The organism is Bacillus sp. JAS24-2 (assembly GCF_008274905.1).
GTDB lineage: Bacteria > Bacillota > Bacilli > Bacillales > Bacillaceae_G > Bacillus_A > Bacillus_A cereus.
Genome location: NZ_CP031068.1, coordinates 757484 through 783266 on the forward strand (window position 1 = coordinate 757484; position 25783 = coordinate 783266).

A 25783-nucleotide genomic window follows, 5' to 3' on the forward strand; every position below is an offset into this window, starting at 1 on the left:
AATAAAATTGTATCAGACTAAGGGACACCTAGGGAGAAGTTTTTTTTGAACGATTTTTGAAGTGCCATCTTAGTGAATGAAACAAAAATAAAATCGGGATATAAGTGTATACAATATATAAACCCGCTTGAGATAGTACGGTATTTAATGTGTTGATACTTTCACGGTTTGTGAAGAACAGAGAAGCTGAAAATATGATGAAAATAAAAAACGGTAATGTAAATTTAAATGAAATATGAAAGGAACGCTTCATCGTTTGACATGATGACCAAATGGTTAAGCAAAGGTTTGGTAAAATAATTAAAAACCAAACGAAAATAATAATATATTCAAAGCGCTGAATAAAAGGAACTTTAATTATTTTTAACATCGTTAAAGTAGGCCAAATAGTACGGTTTAATTGTCCCTCGCTGTAATACATAAAAGATACGATAGCTAAAACTACATAAATTAAGGTGCTAAAAGCAATTCCAGCATGGGCCCATCTTTTTAAAGATTTTCCTTTTTCAATAAAGGGATAAAAGATAAGAATTGTTTCAAACCCTAGAAATTCCAATGCAGAGTGTTTTGCAGATATAAGCATGTCAAAGGGTGAATGTGTAAAAATAGGTAAAATATTACGAAAATGTGCATACTTCATCGGATAGACTAAAAAGAATACAACGAACATAGGAAGAACAATACCCCAAAAACATATCCCTGTCACAGAACGGAAGCCACCTTTTATAATGTAGTAAGTGACTAATAAAAACATAAGCGTAAGTTTCCATAACTTAATGGTAGGGAAAATCCAAACTTGTATCACTTCTATATATGTACGAAGAACAGTAAGGCAAAATAATAAGCAATAAAGAGTGAAAATTACAGAAAATATAGAGCCAACCCATTTTCCAAAGGTTGTTGTATGAATACTAATTAAATCTCCGTCTTTTTCAAGCATTTTTAACATACAAAACAGTACAATATGAGTTGCAATACCTGCAATAATAAGAGAAATCCAAGCATCATAACCTGCATTTTTCAAAATTACACGTTGATATCCGAGAATTCCTATACCAACCTGGAGAGAATGCAATAAAGTAAATGCAAAATATGGAGATACGGTCTTTGTTTTATTCATTGTATTCATTGCTTATTTCACCTCACTATTCTCCGATTCCAGATTGTACAATATTAAGATCTAAATTTATATCTACCGCTATATTTTTATACATATTTCGAAGTTGTTTTATATTCCATTTTCTCGTATGGCTTCTAATTTCATCTCGTATTCCTAAAGGATCAATTTCTTTTTCTTGAAATTGTTTTATTAAATCTTCACAGTCTTTTTCGACATTTCGTTCAATTTGTTTTTTTATATAGTTGATATTTGTTTTTTTTCTTAGATCAATCCAATTAGGAGAGTTTTTAATTAATCCATTTAGTTTTAAATGGATTTTTACTTTTGGTATGTCGCCAGTTTGATCTATATCATACTTATTTTCCCCAGCTAAGTTTTGTATAACAACCATACCTTTATGTTTATCCTTTTTTATTGCTGCTTCGTAACGTCCATTTTTCGTAGGATTAATAAGTAATTTTGCTAAAACAGAATGTCTTTTATCCGTATACATGACGACTTTATCGCCTTTTAAAAAGGCAAGTCCTTTGACAGCGACAGAATGATTATCGTCCATTTTAATATAAGGAACATAGGCATCACATACAGAAGAGTAATAATTATATAAAAAAATGTTTAATTCAGTTTGTGGAATGTTCTCATTTCTTATATTTTGCTCGAGTAAATCAGCAATATATAAAGACCCATTTTTTTTTCCGTAATTTAAAAGCTCTTCAGCCGATCCATCTACAATTGCTAGTTGTACATCACGCCCGATATTTGGGTCACGTTGTAAGTTAGTAATAATCTCTCCCATTCCGCGTTCCCCTAGAGCCTTTCCAAATAGGACGACACGCATTTGACCTACAACAACATTGTGAGGAGATTTCGCATTTAATCGTGAAGCAATTGTTTCAAGTGAACGGGCAGATGTTGTTTGCGTCTCTGGTTTAGACTTTACACCATGTGTGTACTCTGGGAATAGAATAGTTCCTTGGAATTTTTTGTTTTTTGTGATGTCAAATCCAGCAATATGAATAATACGCTGTGCATCCACTATATACGTTTGTGTACAGCCAGTTTGTAAAACGAAGAAGATAATGATAAGGTGCAATAAAATTTTTTTCATTCATTCTCACCATCACGTTTTTGCTTCGATTTGTTTGGATTGTAGCGCCATTTTGATTTTGGTCTAAGAAAAGAAGGTCTTTGTGCCGTTTGACTAAATGGTAATCGAAGAAAACCTTCTGCTGTACCTAAACCACGAAATGGATATAAAGGTAATAAATAAGGTGATCCAAGTGATTTTAATTTAATTAAATGAGCTAAAATAAATACAAATCCGACAATAAGGCCTAATCCTCCGAATGCACCGGCTAAAAGGATAAGCGGAAAGCGTAACAACCGGATAGTAGAAGACATCTTTACGGTTGGTGTTGTGAAAGATGCAAGAGCGGATAAAGCAACTGCAATTAATAAAATTGTACTTGTCAAAGCTGCCTCCACGGATGCTTGGCCAATTACAATCCCCCCAACAATCCCAATCGTTTGTCCGACTTTTGTCGGTAAACGCGCTCCAGCTTCACGAAGCAATTCAATTGTAATTTCTAAAAAGAGTGCTTCTAGAATAGGAGGGAAAGGTACGTTAGCTCTCGAGAAAATAATAGGACCTAGTAAATCGGCAGGAATCATTTGATAATGATATGTTAAAGCCGCTGTATAAATAGCGGAGGAAAAAAGAGAAAATATAGCTCCGAAAAAACGAATAATACGAAAGAACGATCCAATCATCCACGGTAAATAATAATCTTCTGGTGAAATGAAAAAATCCAGTAACGTTGTTGGTCCTGATAAAGCATATGGAGAGCCATCTGTTAAAATTAAAACTTCCCCGTTAATTAATGCAAATACAGCTCGATCTAATCGTTCTGTAGGTAATAGAACAGGAAAAGGTGAATTGCTATTATCACTAATAAATTGCTCAATCATAGTTGAATCAAATGGGACATCAAAGTCAATGTCTTCTAGCCGTTGAAGTGCGGTGTTGACAAATTGTTCATTTGTAATTCCTTCTATATAAGCAACTGCTACTTTCGTTTTTGATATAGATCCGACGGTAACTTCTTTAAAAATGAGTTGCTCCGTTACGATATTTCGGCGTAATAAGTGGATATTTGTATCAAGGTTTTCAACGAAACCGATTTTAGGCCCGATTACGCTATACTCATTTTCTGTATCGTTATATAATCGTTTTCCTAAAACAGTACTTTCGGCACGAATTAAAGCATATTGATCAGGATTCGAATTGTTTTTTAAGCGTATTAAAATATATCCACCTAATAATTTTTCACGAATATCATCAATAGAAGGGGAGGTAATAATGTCTTCAATAGAGATGATATTACATAAATCAGAGATGTTTTGGATTTGTTCCGATTCCTTTTTTATAGGAGTTAAAATGAATTGTTTAATAATAAGTGCTTCCACGACAGATTTATAATAAAACAAGCACAACGTTTCATCTTTAAGTATGTTATAAGAGACAAAATCGCTTGATTCTTTCATGGTTTGTATAAATTCTGGAATAGAACAAAGTATTTTTGTATTAGTCTTTTTTGATTTCTTAGATGATAAACCGAACATTTTCTCACCCCTAACTTACATCATTTACTTGTGTTAGTTTTTGGGAAAGACGGGAATTTATACTTAAAAATTGAAAGTTCATAAAGAAAAGGAAGAGTGGTGAATGGCTCTTCCTTTTTAGCATTTTAATTTGTTTTTCGTTCTTTAATAGACTTCACTAATTTCATCATTTCCGCTCGTATATCTTCTCTTTTTACATTTAATTTTTCGGCAATTTGTTTAATGTCCATTCCATCTTTTTTCATTTTTAATACATCATCAAGAGGGGTATTGCTTTTTTGAGAGATGATTGTTAACACAGTAAGGTGACGCAATTTGATGTTATATTCTTTCATTTTTTGCTTTAGCTGATCCGGTGTGGATTTTTGCATAGTTGCTAACTGTTGTAGCAGTGCTTGCTTTGTTTCTTTATTCATATGATGCTTTTTCAGCTTACTTGGATCTACACCGAAATGCTCGGCTGTTTTCTCCCAAGATTTATTTTGCTTATAGTAAGCTAAAACGTCTTTTATTTCTTTATTACTAATCCTTGCAATATGAGCAGCTTTCCAAATTTCATGTTTGTTATAGCCGAGCTTTTCTAGCGACTGCATTTCTTCTTCTGAAATTGGTTTATGGTGATGCATTGTTACTTCTTTCGGTGTGGCAGCGGACGTAGGGAAGGTGGATATCCCACATAATAATGCTGCCATAGTCATACTTACTGCGATTTTTTTGTACATGTAAACTCCTCCTAGATGGATAATGTAGAAAACTGTACACATATCATTTCCATAAAATGTGAAATATTTGTGAACAAGTTAAGTTTTTTTATTCACAGTATGAAATGACGTTTTTAGAAGTTTTCCAACATAAAACATTGATTAATAGTAAAAAACTAAGGTATAATCGAAATTGAAAATCAATATCAATACCAACAATAAACTTATACATATAGATAAAAATAAGGGAGAGATAAATATGACTACATATACTTCCATCGCTAATGTGATTAAAGAAAGGCGCTCTGTTCGTACATTTACAGACAAAGCAGTAGAAAAAGATTTATTAATTGAACTATTAAACGATGCAACATGGGCACCAAATCATAAGCACCGTGAACCATGGAATTGTAAACTATACATCGGAGAAGGCCGCAAGAAATTAGTAGATGCAGTATTAAGCTCTTTCACAGAAGAAGAAAGAGCGAAACGCGGTAAAATTTTATCAGATCGTTTCTTAAGCACGCCTGCACAAATCGTTGTATATATAAATGAAGATCCGCGTCAAATTCAACGTGATGAAGATTACGCTGCAACATGTGCATTTATGCAAAACTTCCAACTTCTTGCTTGGGAACGCGGATTAGGTTGCGTTTGGAAATCAGGCGGATTAAACTACAATCCATTATTTATAGAAGGAATCGGTTTAACAAGAGGCCAACGTATCGTTGGAATTCTTCATATCGGCTATTTCGATAAAGCGCCAGAAGGAAAAGCTCGTACTCCGATTACGGAGAAGATGGAGATTATTGAAGGTTAATAGATGAGACATTCTCGTTTTTGCGGGGGTGTCTTTTTATTATGCAATCAATCCTCATGAAAGCTTGTTTTTCATCATACACTTTCTTAAGGGAAAGTGTAAGGAGGGAAAATAATGAGAGCAAGTGACGATAAAGCACTGCAATATGCGATTGCGGAAATTACGGAAATTGCGACTGGATTTGGGCTTGATTTTTATCCGATGCGTTATGAAATATGTCCAGCGGAAATTATTTATACATTTGGTGCATATGGGATGCCGACAAGGTTTTCACATTGGAGTTTTGGAAAACAATTTTTCAGAATGAAATTACAATACGATTTAGGACTTAGTAAAATATACGAACTCGTTATTAACTCTGATCCATGTTATGCCTTTTTATTAGATACGAACTCGTTAATTCAAAATAAATTAATCGTAGCGCACGTTTTAGCGCACTGTGATTTCTTTAAAAATAATATTCGTTTTTCAAATACGAAGCGAGATATGGTAGAAAGTATGTCAGCGACAGCTGAACGGGTGAAAGCATATGAGCATAAGTACGGAAAAGAAGAAGTAGAAACATTTTTAGATGCCGTACTTGCCATTCAAGAGCACATTGACCCGTCGCTCATGCGTCCCAAACTTGCGTGGAGTATTGATGATTTAGAAGAAGAAGTAGAAAAGAAAAAGGTATCACAATACGATGATCTATGGAATTTAGATGATCGAAACAAAAAGAGAGAACGATCCAATATACGCAAAAAGAAGAAGATCCCACCGCAACCAGAGAAAGACTTGCTCCTCTTTATTGAAGAATATAGCCGTGAGCTAGAAGATTGGCAGCGTGATATATTAACGATGATGCGTGAAGAAATGTTATATTTCTGGCCGCAGCTTGAAACGAAGATTATGAACGAAGGCTGGGCGTCCTATTGGCATCAACGCATACTTCGTGAAATGGACTTAACATCTGATGAAGCAATTGAATTTGCGAAATTAAATGCGGGTGTTGTACAGCCATCAAAAACAAGCATTAACCCATACTACCTTGGGATTAAAATGTTTGAAGATATTGAAGAACGTTACAACAACCCAACAGAAGAAATGAAACGCCGTGGTGTAAAACCTGGGTCTGGTCGTGACAAAATCTTTGAAGTACGCGAAATTGAATGGGATGTATCGTTCTTAAGAAACTACTTAAATAAAGATCTCGTTATGCGAGAAGATATGTACTTATTCCAGCGCCAAGGAAAAGAGTATAAAGTAATAGATAAAGAGTGGGAACATGTGCGTGATCAACTCGTAAATATGCGTACAAATGGCGGCTTCCCGTACTTAGTAGTAGAAGACGGAGACTACTTAAAGAACGGAGAATTGTACATTAAACATAGTTACGAAGGAATCGAGCTCGATTTAAAATACTTAGAAAAAGTATTACCATATCTTCATCAACTATGGGGAAGAACGGTGCATATGGAGTCCATTGTGGAGAGTAAGGGTGTTGTGTTTTCTTATGATGGAAAGATGGTGCATCGGAAGTATGTGTGAGGGGAAGAACGGACATAGGATACTGTGTCCGTTCTTTTTTATTTGGAACAAGGTCAAATATGCTATTCTTTAAAAAAGGGAGTTACATAGAGAAATGGAGCGATTCAAATGAGCAAAATAGGGGTATGTAAGGTTGATATTACGCCGCCTGTAGGTATTGATTTTGTCGGATATCATAGAGAGGCAGGCATAAATAATGTTGAAGAACGTATTTACGGGACAGTTTTTGTATTTGAAAAAGATGAAATGAAGACTGTGTTTATAAGCATTGATAATATCGGTATGTTAGTAGAAGATACGAATATGATTCGTGAACGAGTAGCGAGTGAGGTTCATGTGCCAGTTGAGCGAATAACTGTTGTTTATACTCATACGCATTCCGGTCCAGAGACAGTCGGTGATGATCCGCTAGTGCAGTCGTATAAAATGATTTTAGTAAATAATGTAGTACATGGTGCTGTTACTGCAAATAACAATTTAAAGCGATGCGAAGTTGGATGGGGTGTTACGACAGGTGATATTGGTGTAAACCGACGAGAGAGAACATCTGATGGAAAAGCAAAGATGGGAACAAATATAGAAGGTGTTGTAGATAAGCGAATTGGCATGTTGGCAATAAGAGATGCTGAAACGAAGGAGCTATCTGGGATTATAGTATTTTGTACGGCGCATCCGAATGTTTTAAAAGGTGATAGCGATGAATTATCAGCAGATTATCCTGGAATAACGAGAGAGATTCTAGAGCAGATAGTGAACTGCCCTGTTATTATCGTTCAAGGTGCCGCTGGAAATGTGAATGCGAAGTATCGCGGTTCAAGTGAAGCCTTAAAACAAATGGCTTACATACTTAGTGGACATATATTAACGATGTTGCCAGCAGTTACATATAGCCCAATTTTAAATTTAAGGACAGTTTCAAGTATGATGCAAATGAAGTTGAATGATATTCCTGAAATTGATGAGATACGAAGCATGGCTCGATTAGCCGAGAAGCAGTGGGGCGTGAATACGGATGAATGGGTTGCTATCGTATTAGAGAAATATAGGCAAGGTATTCGGAAGTTACGTATAGATTTAGAAGTTCAACTGTTTCAAGTTAATGATGGTATGTTTTCAGGTATACCGATGGAACCTTTTTCAGAAACTGCCTTAGCAATGAAAGAGAGCCTTCAAAATGAATTGGCTTTCTTTGGTGGATATATGAACGGATATCTTGGTTATTTACCGACAAAAGACGAATATGCATATGGCGGATATGAAGTAGAATTAAGTCCTATTGTGTATGGAACAGTTACAAATTTGTTAATGCCACCGGGAGAGAATACTGCGGAGTTGATTGTGAAAAAGGTTATGGATTTATGTAATATGGTGAAACTTTAATGAGACAGGTTTTTGAACGCAGAGTAAAGAATATGACTCATTGTTTGATTTTGTTAAGTCAATGTAATTAATAATGATAATCATTATTAATTACATTGACTTCTAAAAAAAGAAAAACTAGAATTTATAAAGGGATCTTCAATTGTTCGCTATCATTTGTATAGGAGGTAAGTTATGTTGGATAGCTTTATTTCTATAAGATGTAGGTTGGCTCTTTATAGTTTTGGTGTTCTTTTTATCTTTTTTTGTACAGTATTTTTGGTGAATCAGAAGGTGTATGCAGAAGATGTACCGTGGACATCAGTTTCAAATGAGGGAGAACGTGTACTTTTTCAAGAACAATCTTTGTATAGTAATGATCGAAGGGGAGAAGATCTTGTTTCACCTTCATTTGAAGGGCGTAAACATGGTGGGGAAGATTGGGGAGCCTTCTTAGAAAATACGAAGTTAAATTATTCACCTAACATTCTTACCTATTCTGTTATAGGAATAGATGATCGAATACGGGTTAATGATACAACTTCATATCAGTATAGTGCTGTAGTCCATATAGCAACTCAGTATAATAGTGGAGAAATTTATGGATGTACAGGAGCACTAATTAGTAAAGATACAGTGCTAACAGCTGGACATTGTATTTACAATAAAGAAATTGGTGGATGGGCGACAAATGTTATTGTAACTCCAGGACGTAATGGAGGACAAGCACCGTATTTACCTTATAAAGGAACAAAACTTTACTCGGTAAGTGGATGGACTGATAACGAAAATTCAAATTATGATTATGGAACGATTAAATTAAATGGGTCTCCAGGAGATTATACGGGTTGGTTTGGATATAGAACTACCTATGTAGAATCACCAAAAGGTTTACTTGCGGTGATTCCTGGATATCCAGCTGATAAAATAGGAAATGAACGTTACACAATGTGGAGAGATTATGGTCCAATTGAAGGTGTTAATCCTAGCAGACTAACATACAAGATTGATACTTATGAAGGGCAAAGTGGATCACCTGTATATCATTATTTTGATACAGGTATCAAAATAATAGCCATTCATACAAGAGGAAATAAAAATATGAATTTTGGAAATCGGATAACAGACAATGTGTTTAATAATATTAAAAGATGGTCTGAATAAATATAGTAAATCCATTTGGAGTCATTTTCTTAGATTGTGGTATTTAAGAATTTTAAGCGAAATATATTCAACTTCAAGTGAAACTATTGAGTTTGGAAATTTAAATGTAGGTGTAGTTCAGTTATCTAAAACAAGTATTCCCTCATACTACACCATCTTTAGGTATTGATGTAATAGTAAAGAAAGTTATAGAACAGAACTATATGAAAAAGAACTTGGAAATATCTAAGTTCTTTTTTGTTTCAAATTTGTGAAAGAAAGACATATTGATTGAAATTAAATTTTTTATACCCTATTATATACCCATACAGGTATAGGTTTTTGTGTGATTCATGAAAAAATTAAATAATAAATAACATGGAGGTTTGAAATATGTCCAGAAAAATAGTTGTAGTAGGCGGAGTTGCTGGCGGGGCATCAGTAGCTGCAAGGCTTCGTCGTTTAAGTGAGGAAGATGAAATTATTATGGTTGAACGTGGTGAATACATTTCATTTGCAAATTGTGGATTACCATACTACATTGGCGGTGTTATTACAGAAAGACAAAAGTTATTAGTACAAACTGTTGAAAGGATGTCAAAGCGTTTTAATTTAGAGATACGTGTATTGAGTGAAGTGGTAAAGATTAATAAAGAAGAGAAAACAATTACGATAAAGAATGTAACTACAAATGAAATATATAACGAGGAATATGATGTTTTGATTCTTTCACCAGGGGCGAAACCAATTGTTCCACCTATTCCGGGCATTGAAGAAGCGAAGGCGTTGTTTACGTTACGAAATGTACCTGATACAGATCGTATAAAAGCGTATATTGATGAGAAGAAACCACGTCATGCGATGATTATTGGTGGTGGATTTATTGGAGTGGAAATGGTTGAGAATTTAAGAGAGCGAGGAATTGATGTTACTCTTGTAGAGATGGCGAATCAAGTAATGCCACCAATCGATTATGAAATGGCAGCATACGTACATGAACATATGAGAAATCACAATGTTGAGCTTGTTTTAGAAGATGGTGTAGATGCGTTAGAAGAAGACGGGGCTATTGTACGTTTAAAAAGTGGCTCAGTTATAAAAACAGATATGATTATTTTAGCAATTGGTGTACAACCAGAGAATAGTTTAGCGAAAGATGCAGGATTAGCATTAGGAGTTAGAGGAACGATAAAGGTAAATGAGAAATTTCAAACATCAGATCCACATGTATATGCAATTGGTGATGCGATTGAAGTGAAAGATTTTGTTACAGAAATAGAAACGATGATTCCTTTAGCGTGGCCAGCTAATCGTCAAGGTCGCATGTTAGCAGATATTATTCATGGTCATACGGATTCTTTATATAAAGGTACGATGGGAACTTCTGTGGCTAAAGTTTTTGATTTAACAGTTGCTTCGACTGGAGTGAATGAGAAAATATTAAAACGACTAAATATACCCTATGAGGTAGTACATGTACAGGCAAATTCTCATGCGGGATATTATCCGAATGCTACGCCTGTGCTAATAAAATTAATTTTTAATAAAGAAAGCGGAAAAATTTATGGAGCGCAGGCGTTAGGGCGTGATGGTGTAGATAAGCGTATTGATGTTATTGCAACGGCAATGAAGGCAAACTTAACTGTAATCGATTTGCCGGATTTAGAATTATCATATGCCCCGCCCTATTCTTCTGCAAAAGACCCAGTAAACATGGTGGGGTATGCGGCAAGTAATATAGTAGATGGTTTTGTGGACACAGTGCAATGGCATGAAATAGATCACATTGTTAAAAATGGTGGATATCTTATTGATGTTCGAGAGCCTAATGAACTAAAACAGGGAATGATTAAAGACTCTATTAATATTCCGTTAGATGAATTACGTGATCGATTGGATGAAGTGCCAATGGACAAAGAAATATATATCACTTGCCAACTTGGTATGAGAGGGTATGTTGCAGCGCGCATGTTAATGGAAAAAGGATATAAGGTAAAGAACTTAGATGGTGGCTTTAAATTATACGGAACAGTAGTACCAGAACGTGTTGTATATTAATATTTTTTCATCTTCCACTTCAAAATTTGGTGGAAGATGAAAGCCTATATATTAAGGTTTCACTTCTTGTTTTGTGAACATATAAGATAAATATTAAAAATAGGGGTTTACAAAATACCCTATAGGGTATAATATATTGTCATAGGTTATAAATAGTGACATAATGGTAATGAGGTGATTATAGAATGGAATATAATCAAGATATGAAAAATAGATTGAAACGTATTGAAGGTCAAGTTCGTGGTGTACTTCGTATGATGGAAGAAGGAAAAGATTGCCGAGAGGTTATTACACAGTTAACGGCATCTCGTTCTGCACTTGATCGTACAATTGGACTTGTTGTTGGGACAAATTTAGAGCAATGTTTGCGTGAGCAGTTTGAAAGCGGTAATGCTTCAAATGAAGAGTTAATTAAAGAAGCTGTTCAATTACTTGTAAAAAGCCGATAATCTGTCAGACATAATTGTTGACAGATTTTCAAAAACATTTTAATATACCCATACAGGTATAAGTATATAAGTTGTGGAGGAATCAATTATGAGTATAAAAGTGGATATGAGTTTAGATTGTAAAGGGTTGGCTTGTCCGATGCCGATTGTGAAAACGAAGAAGGCGATAGAAGGATTAGCACCAGGGCAAGTAATTGAAGTTCAGGCAACAGATAAAGGATCTACGGTAGATATAAAAAGTTGGGCGGGTAAAGTAGGACATCAATATATCGGGACGAAACACGAGGATAATGTATTGGTGCATTATGTTAGGAAAGCAAACGAGCATGAAGTGAATGAAATTGTGAAATATCCACATACAATTACGAATGCAGAATTACAGTCTATATTGTCTCATGGAGAAGAGAGCATTGTATTAGATGTTCGCGAAGCAGCGGAATTTGCTTTTGGTCATATTCCATCCGCCATTTCGGTACCATTAGGTGAATTAGACAGCGCAGTATTAGATAAGACGAAGCAAATTTATGTTATTTGCCGAACTGGTAATCGCAGTGATATAGCTTGCCAAATGTTGAAAGAGAAAGGTTATTCAAATGTGAAAAATGTCATTCCAGGTATGTTAGAGTGGCAAGGGAATATAGAGAAATAAATTTTTTTGAATAAAAATATACCTATGGGGGTAATAGAGTGAGTGTTAAACCGTTACAAGCAAAAGATGTGGCAGAGAAAGTGTTATTCGGAGAGTTATTCATTTTAGATGTTCGTAATGAGGCGGATTATGAAGATTGGAAAATTGAAGGGAAACAAGTTTCTTCTATTAATAGACCTTACTTTGACTTGTTAGATGGTGTAGATCATATTGTAAGTGAATTACCTAAAGATAAAGATGTTTTAGTAGTATGTGCAAAAGAAGGGTCTTCTATATTTGTGGCAGAGCAATTAACAGAGGCTGGATTAGAAAATATTTATTATTTAGCTGGTGGCATGAAGGCTTGGAGTGAATATGTAAAGCCTATAAAAGTTGGAGATTTAAAAAATGGTGGAAGTATGTATCAGTTTAACCGCCTTGGAAAAGGCTGTTTATCTTATATGGTCGTTTCAAATGGTGAAGCAGCAGTTATTGATGCAGTAAGAACAGTTGAAGCATATGAAGAATTTGCGAAAGAGCATGGCGTTACGATTACGAATGTAATGGATACACATTTACATGCAGACCATATTTCCGGAGGACGTAAGTTAGCGGAAAAGGTAGGTGGTACGTATTGGTTACCACCAAAAGATGCAGAGGAAGTTGTTTTCTCATACGAACCGCTTGTTGAAGGATCTGTTATTACGGTGGGGGGTACTAAAATTGGAATTGATGCATTATACTCACCGGGGCATACGATTGGAAGTACGTCATTTATTGTAGATGATTCCTATTTATTATCAGGTGATATTTTATTTGTAGATTCAATTGGACGTCCAGACCTTGCTGGGAAAGCTGAAGATTGGGTAAGTGATTTACGTACTACTTTGTATAGCAGATATAAAGAACTATCTCAAAATTTAGTTGTGTTACCGGCTCATTATTCAAAAATAAGTGAAATGAACGAAAGTGGTATCGTTAGTGCAAAATTAAAAGATTTATTTGAGCATAATGCAGGATTAAATATTGAGGATGAGGGAGAGTTCCGTAAAGTTGTAACAGAAAACTTACCACCTCAGCCAAATGCATATGAAGAAATTCGTCAAACCAATATGGGTAAAATTCACCCAAGTGTGGATAAAGAGCGTGAAATGGAGATTGGTCCAAATCGTTGTGCAGTGCACGAATAATGAAATAAATAAAAAATGGAGGAATTGATGATGAATATAAAACAAGTGTTAGATGCGAAAGGTTTAGCATGTCCAATGCCGATTGTAAGAACAAAGAGAGCAATGGATGCTCTACAAACTGGAGAAGTGTTAGAAATACATGTAACGGATAAAGGGTCAGTTAAGGATATTCCAGCGTGGGCAAATAAATGTGGCCATGACATCGTAAAGCTTGAAGAAGAAGGCGATGTGCTGAAGTTTTGGATTAGGAAGGCGTAGTGAAGCGATAGTTTTGTAAATATAGAGAGGTTGGTTATATGAACACAATATTAAGTACGCTTTTCATTGTACTTGCTGCATGGTTTGTTATTTCACGATTTTTACCAGTGAAAGGTGTTCAAAATATAAATGGCAAAGAATTGAAAAGTATAGTGGGGAAAAAGGGGAAGTATTTTATTGATGTCCGTACAGTAGGTGAATATAGAGGGAATCATATGAAAGGCTTTCAAAATATCCCCCTAAATGATCTAGCAAGTAAGGCGAATCAATTAGATAAGAATAAGGAAGTAATCGTTATTTGCCAAAGTGGAATGAGAAGTAAGCAAGCAGCAAAGGTATTAAAGAAATTAGGATTTCAGCACGTTATCAATGTTTCAGGCGGTATGAATGGTTTGTGAGGAGGGAATTTAAAATGAAAGAAATGACAGTAAAAGAATTGGAAGAAAAATTGTTACGTAAAGAAGCAGTAAATATCGTGGACGTACGTGAAGTAGAAGAAGTAGCCGAAGGGAAAATTCCAGAAGCGTGTAATATTCCACTAGGACTATTAGAGTTTCGTATGCATGAGTTGGATAAAAAGAAAGAGTATATTATCGTTTGTCGTTCTGGCGGAAGAAGTGCACGAGCAGTTCAGTTTTTAGAGAGCTACGGTTTTCAAGCAATTAATATGGTAGGTGGTATGTTAGCATGGGAAGGTAAAGTCGTATAGTACAGAGATACATGATTTGAGCCTTTTTATAAATGATAAAATACCCCTATAGGTAATCGGAGGGAGAACAACATGGAACAACAGAAGAAAACAACAATCGTTTTATTTAGCGGAGATTATGATAAAGCAATGGCTGCTTATATTATTGCAAATGGTGCAGCGGCGTATGATCAAGAGGTAACTATTTTTCATACTTTTTGGGGATTAAATGCTTTAAGGAAAGATGAGCATGTGAAGGTAAAGAAAACTTTTATAGAAAAAGTGTTTGGAAAAATGATGCCACGCGGTGCGGATAAGATGGGATTATCAAAAATGAATTTTGCAGGTATGGGACCAAAGATGATTAAAGGTATTATGAAAAAACATAATGCGATGCCTTTACCAGATTTAATCGATTTGGCGAAAGAACAGGGGATTAAACTTGTCGCTTGTCAAATGACAGTAGATTTATTAGGGTTAAAAGAGGAAGAGATTATGGAAGGGGTAGAGTTTGCAGGAGTAGGAGCTTATTTAGCAGATGCTTCGGATGGGAATGTAAACTTATTCATTTAATTCATCTTCTTTCTAGAAGGGAGGGGATGTAAGATGAGCTTAGTCGTATTACTTTTTATAATTGGATTTATAGGATCGTTTATATCAGGAATGGTTGGAATTGGCGGTGCGATTATTAATTATCCGATGATCTTATACATTCCGGTATTGCTGGGATTTTCTGGCTATACATCACATGAAGTGAGCGGTATTACAGCGGTACAAGTATTCTTTGCAACTTTTGCAGGCGCTTGGGCATACCGGAAAAGTAATGACATGAATAAAACGTTAGTTATGTATATGGGAGCTAGTATATTAATAGGAAGCTTCATAGGGAGTTTCGGTGCTAACATATTAGAGGAACATACAGTCAATGTTGTTTATGCAGCATTAGCTACAATTGCAGCTATTATGATGTTTGTACCGAAACAAAATAATAGTGGAGATGTGAAGTATAATAAATGGTTAGCAAGCTTGTTAGCGTTCGTTGTAGGGGGAGCTTCAGGCATTATAGGAGCTGGAGGTTCGTTCCTTTTAGTTCCCATTATGCTAGTTATTTTAAAATTACCACTGCGCATGACGATCGCAACATCTATCGCTATTACGTTTATTTCCTCAATAGGGATTACTACAGGAAAAATGGTTACTGGGCAAGTAGTTATCATTCCAGCTCTAATTATTGCGGTTGCCAGTATATTTGCTGCGCCACTTGGAGCACGAGTCGGGAAGAGGCTAAATCAAAAAGTACTGCAATATGTATTGTCCACTTTAATTGTAGGCACTGCTGTTAAAATGTGGATCGATATGATATCAAAATAAAAGGATGGTGCTGCTTACAGCCCATCCTTTTATTTATTGCCCGTAAACCTAACGGATTATAGTTTTACTTTATGCCCAAATAACTTTCATTAAGTTTTTATATTCGTCATTTGCTAATTTATATAGCATTCTCGTATGTTCAAAGACAAGTGCTGGATTAAAGTTTGGTTCTGAGAATGCAAGAGATGTTGAAATATCAATTGCATTTTGCTTATTTAATGTGAATTTTGCAAAGCGATAAGATGTATTTAATTCATTGATGACATGTAAAATATCATTTGTTGATGTTGCATCAGGCACGTGAGCAACATTGAAGCAGTATATATCCACCGTAGGATGTTCGTTTTGGAAAGCAGCGATAAGTTGAATCTTTGCGCCAGCTTCAGTCTCTAATCCTACTGAAAAATGAACAGAGCCATCATTTTCATCTATATTTTCTTCCATGTATATATCGTTAGATTTTAAGTAGTCTTTAAAATCTGAGATGTTATGTTTTACTGCAGCTTTCATATGTATGAGCCCCCTGATAATTGGAATAGATTGCTACTATTTATTATAATTTAAAAATATTAAAAAAGATAGTTAGAAAGTTCTGATTTTTATATTTGGAAGAATAAAAAGAAGCGGTTCTCTACCTCCATAGAGAACCGCTTCTATATTATTCATTGTCATTAGACGATGTTTCTGTATCTTCACTGCTATTTTTGTTCTTATTTTTCACTTCATTGTTATTTGATTCGCGTTCACTTGAATTTTCAGACTTAGATTCTTTTGTCTTTTTCGAATCAGAGTTTGAGTCAGACTTTGTATATGCAGGTAGCCCAAGATGAGTACGAAGTTCATTTGTAACATTAGCTAATTCTTTTTTATCTGGATTGTAGTAGTAAGTTCGACCACCACCAGCAGATTTGCTACAAGTATCGTCACCTTTTGCCATGTAGCAATCATCACCTTGGATTTGTAATTTCTCAATTTCCGAATCCGATCCATATTTATAGAATGAAAGCATATCATCAAATGTTAAGTTTGTAACGAATTGTCCGTTAATATCATCAATGATGTTGCCAACTTTTGTTACAGAACCAACACTTGTTAGTTTCTTTAAAATAGCCTCGATAACGAGTTGTTGACGTTGTCCACGCATTGCATCACTATCGATGTGCCTTGTTCTAGCAAGAGCAAGAGCTTCTTCGCCATTTAGCTTTTGAACACCTTTTTCTAGATGAATAGCCTCAGCATTATCATTGCTATCTTGCTCAGTAAATTCAACTGGTACATCAACTTCAACACCGCCCAAGTCATCGACGATTTTTATAAATGATTTAAAGTTGAATTTTACAAAATAATCGACAGGAACATTCATTAATTTTTCAACTGCATCAATGCTTGCTTGTGGTCCACCATTTTTTCCGTTTTTAGCAGAACCGAATGCATGAGCGTGTGTAATTTTATCTTTTTTCTTTTCTATTGGAATATAAGTATATGTGTCACGTGGGATACTTAATAGTTTAACAGTTTTGCTATCTTTATTAAATGTTGCAAGTAAAAGCGCGTCTGTTCTTATAGCTTCACCGTATTCTTTTCCACGGACATCGCTTTCATCGACACCCATTATTAAAACAGAGACATTGTTTGTAATAGGTTTTACAGCCTTATCACGTAAATCAGATTTATCACCGCGTGCTAAATCGTGTGCGGCATTTCGAACAGCAGAAGATGCTTTATTTACTAAAAACCAAGTATAACCGCCGCCTATTAATAAAACGAATAGTATAGCGCTTATAATAATTTTTATTTTTTTCTTATTTTTTTTCGGTTTATTGCGTGTATTTTCTTGCAAAGATGGGTTTTGCTCCATTTCCTGTACTCCTTCATTTGGATTGAAATACGACACTCATATCCACTTATTATAATGAAATTTAGCGAAAAAAAACATTACAAAACATTTACATTTCGTAAAAATTCAATATATTTATAAAAAGTCAGATTTTCTATATATTATTTGTCAGATGTAGAATAAGTATAAGGGCTTTTAGTAGAAATGAAAATATATATTATGAGAAAGTGATAGGGAAGTAAGATTTGTTGAAATATAGCCAAGAAGAAATGAGTAAGCTTACTTATTTCTTCTATATAATAAAGAAGAATTTGACGGATAAAGGAGAGAGCATAATGAATCATACATCATTCCGAGCAATCGTTGTGAACGAAAAGGAAAATCATCAGTTTGTAAGAAAAGTTGTTGAGAGAGAAGTAAGTAGTTTACCTGAGGGAGACGTATTCATACAAGTTCATTATTCTTCATTAAATTATAAAGATGCTCTTTCAGCTACTGGTAATAAAGGTGTTACGAGAACATATCCTCATACGCCAGGAATTGATGCTGCAGGAGTAGTTGTGAGTAGTGAAGATGCTACCATTAAAGCAGGAGATCAAGTTATTGTAACGGGATATGACTTAGGTATGAATACCTCTGGTGGTTTCGGAGAATATATTCGCGTGCCATCATCTTGGGTCGTGCCTTTACCAGAAGGAATGTCATTAAAGGAAAGTATGATGTACGGGACAGCAGGTTTTACTGCGGCGTTGTCGGTATATAAGCTTATTGGGGCAGGAATCAAGCCTAATATGGGAGATGTTTTAGTAACGGGTGCTACAGGCGGCGTAGGCAGTGTAGCTGTTAGTATATTAAGTAAGTTAGGGTTTAACGTAGTAGGAGCGACAGGAAAAATGGAAGAGAAAGATATGCTACTACGTCTAGGAGCGAAAAAAGTGATTCATCGCGCGGAATTGAATGATGAATCAGGAAGACCGATGTTAAAAGGGATATACGCCGGAGTTATTGATACTGTAGGTGGACGTATGTTAGAAACAGCTTTAAAAACAGTAAAGTATGGTGGTTGTGTAACGACATGCGGTAATGTGGCAGGCCAGGAATTACAAACAACGGTATATCCGTTTATTTTACGAGGCATAAGCCTTTTAGGGATAGATTCTGTGCAATGTCCAGCAGATGTGAGAAGTGATGTGTGGACGCTCTTAGCAAATGAATGGAGTAATAAAGAGTTAAGATCTTATACAGGAGAATGTACATTAGAAGAATTAGAGGAGAAGTTTACACTTATATTGCAAGGAAAGTTAAAAGGAAGAACAGTTGTTAAAATATAATAAGAAAGAGACGCTTACGTTAGCGTCTCTTTCTTATTATAATGATTGTTTTAAATTGATTTTTCCTTGTTCACCTAAAACACCGTCAGCGATATTTACAGCGTGATCGCCAATGCGCTCTAAGTTACTTACCATATCGACGAAGATGATACTTGCATCACCTGAACAGCTGCGTTCGTTTAGACGTAATACGTGACGTTTACGAAGAACACGTTCCATTTGGTCGATTTTGCGTTCTTTGGCAATAACAGTTTGAGCTAGTTCAGTATCGAAGTTTGTTAAAGCTTCAACTGAGTCTTGCAGTGTTGAAATTGTTAACTCAAGCATTTCGTTTAATTCAGCTAATGCTTCGTCTGATAGTGAAACACGGTTTGAAATTTGGAAATCTACAAGTTCTACAAGGTTTTCTACATGATCACCGACACGTTCAATATCTCCAACAACACCTGCTAAAACAGAATGTTTTTCAGAATCCGTAGGTGAAAGTGGCTTTTCTGATAGTAAAACTAAATACTCGGTAATTTTTTTATCTAAATTGTTAATAGCTCCTTCTAATTGAGTAGCCATGTTTGCGTGTTTTTTGTCTTGTGTATTTAAAAATTGATTTGCTTCTTTTAATCCATGTAATGAGAACTCAGCCATACGGATAATCTCTTTTTGAGCTTCAGTTAAAGCGATGGCTGGAGATTGTTCAATAAAGATTGGATTTAAATGTTGTGGTTTGAAGTCAATCGCTGCATCTTCACCACGAATAATTTTTGTTACGATCCATGCTAACACTGCAATGAACGGGAATTGAATGATTGTATTTGTTACGTTAAATGTTCCGTGTGCAAATGCAATAGTCATTTCTGGATTCAAGTTTAATGATGTTTGGAAATATTGAATTAAACTTGTAAATGGTACTAATAAAATTGTAAAGATAATTGTACCGATAATATTAAAGATAACATGAACTAATGCTGCACGTCTTGCGGCAATAGAAGTACCGATTGCTGCTAATACAGCTGTAATTGTTGTACCGATGTTATCACCGAATAATACAGGAAGAGCTGCTTGTAAATCGATTGCACCTTGACCAAATAGTTCTTGTAAAATACCGATAGTTGCACTTGAGCTTTGTACAATTAAAGTAAAGACTGTACCGACAACAATTCCTAAAATTGGATTATCACTCATGCTAACTGTTAATTCTTGGAATGATTCTAAAGAACGAAGAGGTTTCATACCTGCACTCATTAATTCTAAACCGAAGAATAACATACCAAAACCGAATACAACTTGACCTACAGAATGTACTTTTTTATTTTTAAAGAAGAATAGTAAGATTGCTCCAATTGCCATAACTGGGAGAGCATATTCTCCGATTTTAATTCCGATAATAAATGCAGTAACTGTCGTACCGATGTTTGCACCCATAATAACACCGATTGCTTGTCTTAATGTCATAAATCCGGCACTTACAAGTCCGACTGTTAAAGCAGTTGTTCCTGAACTGGATTGGATTAATACCGTAACTAACATACCTGCTAGTACACCCATAAGTGGGTTTGTTGTAAAACGATCTAGAATATCGCGAAGACGATCTCCAGCTGCTTGTTGCAGTCCATCGCCCATGTATTTAATCCCGAATAAGAAAATACCTAATCCACCAATGAACTGGAAGATCATATCTTGAACATTATATTCCACGCATTCCACTCCTTAAATTTCATGTACGATGTAATTATTAACTGAACCTTGAGGCACTGTAAACGGTTTGCTAGTAAAATTTACACTAAATTTACAAAGAGAAGAAAAGTTTACAATCCCTTAAAGAAACAGCTGTGTTCTATTGGTTTTCATCTTGTATAAATCTTAATTTTGTAAAGAAATCACACTTTTTAGAATAATATTGTTCAGTCGAATATTAAGGAAAGCGTCTGCGAGTTCATCGTATATTTTTTGATGAAAGTTAAAAAAATATGTAGGAAAATGCATGTAGTTTTATAACAGCAAAACGAGGGGAAATAATTCTTTTAACACGATAAAAAAGCCACTGAATTATCCAGCAGCTTTTTCCGTGTTTTTATCGCCATGCTTTTGTTTTCTTATGCTTGTAATGTAAATGAAGAGAAAAGCAATAAGTAATAGAGAGGAGTAACGATATACAGTTGCATAGTTTGTAAAATGAGCAATAAATCCAAATATAATCGCTCCAGCGCCGATTCCAAGGTCAAATGCGGAGAAGAATGTAGCCGTTGCTACGCCGCGTCGATGCGGTGCTACGCGGTCAATCATCCATGCTTGTAGTGCAGGTTGGATCGCTCCAAAACCACTTCCGTAACATGCTGCAGCAATAATTAAGCTCGGAATTGTCGTCGTATACGACAATAAAATAATGCCTGTAAAAGTTATAATAACTCCCGGAATGATGACGAATGTATGGCCTTTCGCATCATATAGCTTTCCAGAGAATGGACGAGTTACAGCGATTGCTAGTGCGTTACATAAAAAGAAGAGACTAATATCAGCTATGCCGACTTCTGTAGCAAATAGAGTGATAAAACTTCCGATTCCTCCGTACATTAATGTAATACATAATATTAATAATGAAGGAAGTAAAGCTTTACGCTCAATAAATCCATCGAGAAAAGTACTAGATGATTGTTGTGGAGGCTGTTTCGATTTTTGGATTTGAAGTAGTTTCGTTAATATTAATGAAACAATTGTGCACGATAATGCACATAAAAAAAGAATTGTGAAGTTATATGTTTGCATAAGCCATAGTCCGATAAGTGGACCGAGGGCCATTGCAATTGTTCCAGAAAGGCCAAAATATCCCATGCCTTCTCCGCGGCGAGCTGAGGGAATTAAATCAGAAACGACAGTTCCATATGTAGTCGTTGTAATACCGAAACCAGCTCCGTGTAAAATACGAACAGCAAGCAAGAGAAAGATAGTTGAGGCGAAAAGGTAACTGCCCATAGCGAGTAAACAGATAGCAGTGCCGATCATTAAAATGATTTTTTTATTGAATTTTTGCAAGGCGTTCCCAGTTAGCGGTCTAACAAAAAGTGCCGCAACGGTAAACATGCCGACAACAAATCCGATATTGGAACTTGTGCCACCAATTTCTTTCACATAAACAGGTAAGGTTGGAATTAACATTTGAAACCCTAAAAACATACATAAGTTTGCAAAAATTAAAGCAACAAACTCTTTCGTCCATAACGGTTCTCGTTTTACGAGTATTGCTTCTCCCATATATTCATCCCCTATATAAAATTTTCTCTTTTCTTTCGAGTATATGTATTGGCCAATGCAACAGTCAAGGAAGGTGTCTTGAAAACGGATAACAATTTTTAAGATGAAAAACTGACAAATTTGTGTAAAAGCTACACAACTATGAAAAAAAGATGTAAAGTATAGATGTATAGACTTGTAGGTGTTAAGAATGATAGAAATTGTTTTTTCTTTAAAGAAAGCGGATTTAAAAGAGTAGTGAACAAGAAGGGGATATATACTTTTTCACTACATATATTTGAAAGGGTTTACAATATGATGAAGAAAGAGGCGTGTACATATGAGACGATTAGGTATTTCTATTTATCCAGAACATTCAACAGTAGAGAAAGATAAGGAGTATTTAACATTAGCAAGTAAATATGGATTTACACGTGTGTTCACATGTTTATTATCTGTGGATGGAGAAAAAGAGAAAATTATAGAAGAATTTAAAGAAACGATCTCTCATGCGAATGCATTAGGGTTCCAAGTATTAGTTGATATTAGTCCATCTGTTTTTGAACAATTAGGTATTTCGTATAATGATTTATCATTCTTCCATGAATTAGGTGCGTACGGTATTCGTTTAGATGTTGGTTTCTCAGGATTAGAAGAATCAATTATGACTTATAATCCGTATGGTTTGAAAATTGAGATTAATATGAGTAATGGTACGAAGTATGTAGATAACATTATGAGTCATAGACCAAATCGTGAAAATTTAATTGGTTGTCATAATTTTTATCCGCATCGTTATTCAGGATTATCATACGATCATTTCATTAAATGCTCGAAACAATTTAAAGATTACGGTATGAGAACGGCAGCTTTTATTTCATCATTTGATGCAACATACGGACCTTGGCCAGTAACAGAAGGGTTATGTACATTAGAGCAGCATCGTGAATTACCGATGACAACACAGGCGAAGCATTTATTCGCGACTGAATTAATTGATGATGTTATTATTGCAAACGCATATGCGTCAGAAGAAGAATTACAAGCACTAGGTGCATTAAATAAAGAGAAACAAACATTTGATATAGAAATATATGATACAACGACAGAACTAGAAAGAATTATCGTATTAGACGAACCACATTTTTATCGCGGAGATGTATCTGAATATATGATTCGTTCTACACAAAGTCGTGTGAAATATAAAAAAGAAGAATTTAAACCTCATAATACGCGCGAAATTAAGCGTGGAGATTTATTAATTGATAATGAACAATATGGCCAGTATAAAGGCGAATTACAAATTGCATTAAAAGATATGGTGAATACAGGAAAAACAAATGTAGTTGGTCGAATTGTAGAAGAAGAGATTTTCTTACTAGACTATTTACAAGCATGGGATAAATTCGGATTTACATTAAAGAAATAGAGAGAATATAAAGGGGAAAAACTACTGATTTCAGCAGCTTTTCCCCCTTTATATATAAAGAGCGAGAGGAAGAGCTATGACAAAGGTGCATCAGCGATTAATTTCTATTTTAGAGGAATTTTTAGAAGAGAAATCGATGTTAAATCGAGCTTTTTTAGCGGGCCGTTTACATGTATCAACGAAGACGATTCAAAAGGATATAAAATTATTAAATGATATATTGGAAGAAAACGGAGCGAAAATCGAATCGCAAAGAGGGAATGGGTACGAATTAGAAATTATACAAAAGAAGAAATTTGAAGACTTTTGTGTGAGTCTATTTCAAAAACAGATGGAAAAGATCCCAACTTCTTATGAAGAAAGAATAGCGTACATTCTGCAGCGTGTTTTAATGATAGAGGGATATGTGAAGCTTTCAGAATTAGCGGAAGAGATGTATGTGAGCAAATCAACGGTCAATTTAATTATGAAAGATGTTACAGATATATGTGGTTGCTATGAATTACAAATTGAGAAGAGACCGTATTATGGTATACGTATTGTTGGAGAGGAATTTAATATTCGTTCTTGTTTATCACAATATGGTTTACCGCGTTATGATCATACTCCGTTTCATGAGCAATTTGAGCAGACGGAGACATATTTATCGCTACCTCATATATCACTCATTCGTTCAATTATATTAAAGTATATTGAAGGCGGAACAATATATTTATCTGATATAGAAATTGATAATTTAGTCATTCATATTGCAATCGCATTAAAGCGTTGTCAAAGTCAACATTATATAAAAGGAATGCATGCGGAGCAATCAGAACTTATACTAAAGAAAGAATATACAATTGCGAAGCAGATTTTAGGAGATTTAGAGAAAGAGTTGAAATTTTCATTTCCAGAAGAAGAAGTATTATATGTGACGATGCATTTATTAAGTACTGCTGTTACAACGAGAGATCGCTATGAAAATGTAGAAGAGCTATTAGGAAAAGATATATATGCATTTATGCAACATATTCTTTTTAAAGTAGCGGAAGAACGGAATCTTATTTTTTATTATGATGAAGAATTATTATTTGGATTTGGTATTCATTTAAAAACGTTATTAAATCGTTTGAAGTATAAGTTAAATACGAGAAATCCTCTTTTGGCAGAAGTGAAAAAGAATTATCCGTATGCTTTTGAAATTGCGGTTCTTGTTGGAGATATCATTGGTGAATATACGGGTGAATCGATCCCTGAAAGTGAAATTGGTTATATTGCAATTCACTTCGGCGGAGCGATGAGCCGTTTGCAGGAGCAAAATCAAAAGAAAAGATGCTTATTAGTTTGTGCGACTGGTCAAGGAAGTGCACAACTATTAAAATATAAAATTTTATCACAGTTCCGAGATAAATTAGAGATTGTAGGTATTACAGGCTATTATCAATTGAAAGTAGAAGATCTTTATAAAGAAAAAATAGATTGTATTATTAGTACGATTCATATACCGAGTGGCTTGCCTGTTCCAGTTATAAAAGTGAATTCAATATTTGATGATAAAGAGATTAAATCGATTGGTCAGCGGTTGTTTACGCATGTGAATACTAGTGTGCAGCCTTATATTAAGGAAGATTTAATCTTTTTAAATCATAATGCTTCTACGAAAGAGGATGTTATTCAGTTTTTATGTGAAAAAGCTGCTGAGAAACGCTATGTACCAAAAAACTTTTATGCTTCTGTTATGGAGAGAGAAAATACGTCTCCGACAGCGGTTGGGAATTCAGTTGCAATCCCGCATCCGATGCAGTTATTAAGTGAGGAAACTTTTTTGATGTTTTGCACACTTGAAAAGGCTGTTGATTGGGGAGATAAAAAAGTACAAGTAATTATTTTATTTAGTGTAAAGCGCAATAATAATGAAGATTTGCAAAGGCTTTATGATTTTTTATATGATATTATGTCTAGTCAAACTACGATAGAGAAACTTACTCAGACTGAGGTAATTGAAGATTTTCAAGAAATTTTATTATCATTTTGAAAAAGTA

Annotated in this window: 24 protein-coding genes; 16 read left to right on the forward strand and 8 right to left on the reverse strand. The window is 34.9% G+C overall.

The genetic code is table 11. From position 1 onward, the window contains the following. Positions 1 to 28 precede the first annotated feature (28 nt). The 4 genes from DN407_RS03980 to DN407_RS03995 form a co-directional block, all read right to left on the reverse strand. Positions 29 to 1129: a GerAB/ArcD/ProY family transporter gene (locus tag DN407_RS03980; protein ID WP_149216033.1), complete on the reverse strand. Its 1101-nt coding sequence runs from the start codon at positions 1127 to 1129 to the stop codon at positions 29 to 31. Positions 1130 to 1145: 16 nt separating this feature from the next. After that, the gene (locus tag DN407_RS03985; RefSeq protein WP_000722246.1) at positions 1146 to 2228 is read right to left on the reverse strand and encodes a Ger(x)C family spore germination protein; all 1083 of its coding nucleotides are present in this window, start codon (positions 2226 to 2228) and stop codon (positions 1146 to 1148) included. Further along, complete coding sequence (locus DN407_RS03990) at positions 2225 to 3742, reverse strand: spore germination protein (protein WP_061654747.1); 1518 nt, start codon at positions 3740 to 3742, stop codon at positions 2225 to 2227. The genes DN407_RS03985 and DN407_RS03990 overlap by 4 nt, the downstream gene beginning before the upstream one ends. Positions 3743 to 3867: 125 nt before the next feature. After that, complete coding sequence (locus DN407_RS03995) at positions 3868 to 4464, reverse strand: hypothetical protein (protein ID WP_141532374.1); 597 nt, start codon at positions 4462 to 4464, stop codon at positions 3868 to 3870. A gap of 238 nt (positions 4465 to 4702) precedes the next feature. On the opposite strand from DN407_RS03995, the gene DN407_RS04000 reads away from it, so the two are divergent. From DN407_RS04000 to DN407_RS04065, 13 genes are all read left to right on the forward strand, one after another. Beyond that, positions 4703 to 5263, forward strand: a complete 561-nt coding sequence (locus tag DN407_RS04000; protein ID WP_000214823.1) for a nitroreductase family protein — start codon at positions 4703 to 4705, stop codon at positions 5261 to 5263. Between the two features lie 114 nt (positions 5264 to 5377). Next, positions 5378 to 6793, forward strand: a complete 1416-nt coding sequence (spoVR, locus tag DN407_RS04005; protein ID WP_001202717.1) for a stage V sporulation protein SpoVR — start codon at positions 5378 to 5380, stop codon at positions 6791 to 6793. 108 nt (positions 6794 to 6901) lie between these two features. After that, positions 6902 to 8173 carry a neutral/alkaline non-lysosomal ceramidase N-terminal domain-containing protein gene (locus DN407_RS04010; RefSeq protein ID WP_000034536.1) on the forward strand — a complete coding sequence of 424 codons (1272 nt, stop codon included), beginning with the start codon at positions 6902 to 6904 and terminating at the stop codon, positions 8171 to 8173. A gap of 174 nt (positions 8174 to 8347) precedes the next feature. Beyond that, on the forward strand, positions 8348 to 9316 hold the full coding sequence (locus DN407_RS04015; RefSeq protein ID WP_141532375.1) for a trypsin-like serine peptidase: 969 nt from the start codon (positions 8348 to 8350) through the stop codon (positions 9314 to 9316). Between the two features lie 372 nt (positions 9317 to 9688). Beyond that, positions 9689 to 11353: a CoA-disulfide reductase gene (gene cdr / locus DN407_RS04025; RefSeq protein WP_087966338.1), complete on the forward strand. Its 1665-nt coding sequence runs from the start codon at positions 9689 to 9691 to the stop codon at positions 11351 to 11353. Between the two features lie 185 nt (positions 11354 to 11538). Then, entirely contained in the window at positions 11539 to 11802 is a 264-nt protein-coding gene (locus DN407_RS04030) for a metal-sensitive transcriptional regulator (protein ID WP_000456205.1), read from the forward strand. A gap of 88 nt (positions 11803 to 11890) precedes the next feature. Further along, positions 11891 to 12451, forward strand: a complete 561-nt coding sequence (locus DN407_RS04035; RefSeq protein ID WP_050821648.1) for a sulfurtransferase TusA family protein — start codon at positions 11891 to 11893, stop codon at positions 12449 to 12451. A gap of 38 nt (positions 12452 to 12489) precedes the next feature. After that, positions 12490 to 13620, forward strand: a complete 1131-nt coding sequence (locus DN407_RS04040) for an MBL fold metallo-hydrolase (RefSeq protein ID WP_098280060.1) — start codon at positions 12490 to 12492, stop codon at positions 13618 to 13620. Positions 13621 to 13647: 27 nt separating this feature from the next. Then, on the forward strand, positions 13648 to 13878 hold the full coding sequence (locus DN407_RS04045) for a sulfurtransferase TusA family protein (RefSeq protein WP_002093886.1): 231 nt from the start codon (positions 13648 to 13650) through the stop codon (positions 13876 to 13878). A 38-nt stretch (positions 13879 to 13916) separates the two neighbouring features. Then, a complete protein-coding gene (locus DN407_RS04050; protein ID WP_001092317.1) occupies positions 13917 to 14276 on the forward strand; it encodes a rhodanese-like domain-containing protein in 360 nt (119 codons plus the stop codon). 14 nt (positions 14277 to 14290) lie between these two features. After that, entirely contained in the window at positions 14291 to 14587 is a 297-nt protein-coding gene (locus DN407_RS04055; protein ID WP_000661816.1) for a rhodanese-like domain-containing protein, read from the forward strand. Positions 14588 to 14659: 72 nt separating this feature from the next. Further along, positions 14660 to 15139, forward strand: a complete 480-nt coding sequence (locus DN407_RS04060) for a DsrE/DsrF/DrsH-like family protein (RefSeq protein ID WP_000437728.1) — start codon at positions 14660 to 14662, stop codon at positions 15137 to 15139. Between the two features lie 33 nt (positions 15140 to 15172). Next, positions 15173 to 15937: a sulfite exporter TauE/SafE family protein gene (locus DN407_RS04065; RefSeq protein WP_000060715.1), complete on the forward strand. Its 765-nt coding sequence runs from the start codon at positions 15173 to 15175 to the stop codon at positions 15935 to 15937. 69 nt (positions 15938 to 16006) lie between these two features. Here DN407_RS04065 and DN407_RS04070 read toward each other — a convergent pair whose 3' ends face one another. Then, complete coding sequence (locus DN407_RS04070) at positions 16007 to 16447, reverse strand: hypothetical protein (protein WP_000642362.1); 441 nt, start codon at positions 16445 to 16447, stop codon at positions 16007 to 16009. Between the two features lie 148 nt (positions 16448 to 16595). Beyond that, entirely contained in the window at positions 16596 to 17795 is a 1200-nt protein-coding gene (locus DN407_RS04075) for an LCP family protein (RefSeq protein WP_000437392.1), read from the reverse strand. Between the two features lie 314 nt (positions 17796 to 18109). Here DN407_RS04075 and DN407_RS04080 point away from each other — a divergent pair, with 314 nt between their 5' ends. Further along, entirely contained in the window at positions 18110 to 19105 is a 996-nt protein-coding gene (locus DN407_RS04080) for a YhdH/YhfP family quinone oxidoreductase (RefSeq protein WP_001016957.1), read from the forward strand. Positions 19106 to 19141: 36 nt separating this feature from the next. Here DN407_RS04080 and DN407_RS04085 read toward each other — a convergent pair whose 3' ends face one another. Then, a complete protein-coding gene (locus DN407_RS04085) occupies positions 19142 to 20797 on the reverse strand; it encodes a Na/Pi cotransporter family protein (protein WP_000456270.1) in 1656 nt (551 codons plus the stop codon). 351 nt (positions 20798 to 21148) lie between these two features. Continuing rightward, entirely contained in the window at positions 21149 to 22351 is a 1203-nt protein-coding gene (locus DN407_RS04090; protein ID WP_000503237.1) for an MFS transporter, read from the reverse strand. A 319-nt stretch (positions 22352 to 22670) separates the two neighbouring features. Between DN407_RS04090 and DN407_RS04100 the strand changes: the two genes are divergently transcribed. Both DN407_RS04100 and DN407_RS04105 read left to right on the forward strand, forming a co-directional pair. After that, entirely contained in the window at positions 22671 to 23759 is a 1089-nt protein-coding gene (locus DN407_RS04100) for a DUF871 domain-containing protein (RefSeq protein WP_001253348.1), read from the forward strand. 76 nt (positions 23760 to 23835) lie between these two features. Then, complete coding sequence (locus tag DN407_RS04105; protein WP_098280061.1) at positions 23836 to 25776, forward strand: BglG family transcription antiterminator; 1941 nt, start codon at positions 23836 to 23838, stop codon at positions 25774 to 25776. Positions 25777 to 25783 lie beyond the last annotated feature (7 nt).

Bases quoted from the DNA above. Each gene is read 5' to 3' on its own strand.
- DN407_RS03980 (WP_149216033.1), bottom strand. From the start codon at position 1,129: ATGAATACAATGAATAAAACAAAGACCGTATCTCCATATTTTGCATTT.
- DN407_RS03985 (WP_000722246.1), bottom strand. From the start codon at position 2,228: ATGAAAAAAATTTTATTGCACCTTATCATTATCTTCTTCGTTTTACAA.
- DN407_RS03990 (WP_061654747.1), bottom strand. From the start codon at position 3,742: ATGTTCGGTTTATCATCTAAGAAATCAAAAAAGACTAATACAAAAATA.
- DN407_RS03995 (WP_141532374.1), bottom strand. From the start codon at position 4,464: ATGTACAAAAAAATCGCAGTAAGTATGACTATGGCAGCATTATTATGT.
- DN407_RS04000 (WP_000214823.1), top strand. From the start codon at position 4,703: ATGACTACATATACTTCCATCGCTAATGTGATTAAAGAAAGGCGCTCT.
- spoVR (WP_001202717.1), top strand. From the start codon at position 5,378: ATGAGAGCAAGTGACGATAAAGCACTGCAATATGCGATTGCGGAAATT.
- DN407_RS04010 (WP_000034536.1), top strand. From the start codon at position 6,902: ATGAGCAAAATAGGGGTATGTAAGGTTGATATTACGCCGCCTGTAGGT.
- DN407_RS04015 (WP_141532375.1), top strand. From the start codon at position 8,348: ATGTTGGATAGCTTTATTTCTATAAGATGTAGGTTGGCTCTTTATAGT.
- cdr (WP_087966338.1), top strand. From the start codon at position 9,689: ATGTCCAGAAAAATAGTTGTAGTAGGCGGAGTTGCTGGCGGGGCATCA.
- DN407_RS04030 (WP_000456205.1), top strand. From the start codon at position 11,539: ATGGAATATAATCAAGATATGAAAAATAGATTGAAACGTATTGAAGGT.
- DN407_RS04035 (WP_050821648.1), top strand. From the start codon at position 11,891: ATGAGTATAAAAGTGGATATGAGTTTAGATTGTAAAGGGTTGGCTTGT.
- DN407_RS04045 (WP_002093886.1), top strand. From the start codon at position 13,648: ATGATGAATATAAAACAAGTGTTAGATGCGAAAGGTTTAGCATGTCCA.
- DN407_RS04050 (WP_001092317.1), top strand. From the start codon at position 13,917: ATGAACACAATATTAAGTACGCTTTTCATTGTACTTGCTGCATGGTTT.
- DN407_RS04055 (WP_000661816.1), top strand. From the start codon at position 14,291: ATGAAAGAAATGACAGTAAAAGAATTGGAAGAAAAATTGTTACGTAAA.
- DN407_RS04060 (WP_000437728.1), top strand. From the start codon at position 14,660: ATGGAACAACAGAAGAAAACAACAATCGTTTTATTTAGCGGAGATTAT.
- DN407_RS04065 (WP_000060715.1), top strand. From the start codon at position 15,173: ATGAGCTTAGTCGTATTACTTTTTATAATTGGATTTATAGGATCGTTT.
- DN407_RS04070 (WP_000642362.1), bottom strand. From the start codon at position 16,447: ATGAAAGCTGCAGTAAAACATAACATCTCAGATTTTAAAGACTACTTA.
- DN407_RS04075 (WP_000437392.1), bottom strand. From the start codon at position 17,795: ATGGAGCAAAACCCATCTTTGCAAGAAAATACACGCAATAAACCGAAA.
- DN407_RS04080 (WP_001016957.1), top strand. From the start codon at position 18,110: ATGAATCATACATCATTCCGAGCAATCGTTGTGAACGAAAAGGAAAAT.
- DN407_RS04090 (WP_000503237.1), bottom strand. From the start codon at position 22,351: ATGGGAGAAGCAATACTCGTAAAACGAGAACCGTTATGGACGAAAGAG.
- DN407_RS04100 (WP_001253348.1), top strand. From the start codon at position 22,671: ATGAGACGATTAGGTATTTCTATTTATCCAGAACATTCAACAGTAGAG.
- DN407_RS04105 (WP_098280061.1), top strand. From the start codon at position 23,836: ATGACAAAGGTGCATCAGCGATTAATTTCTATTTTAGAGGAATTTTTA.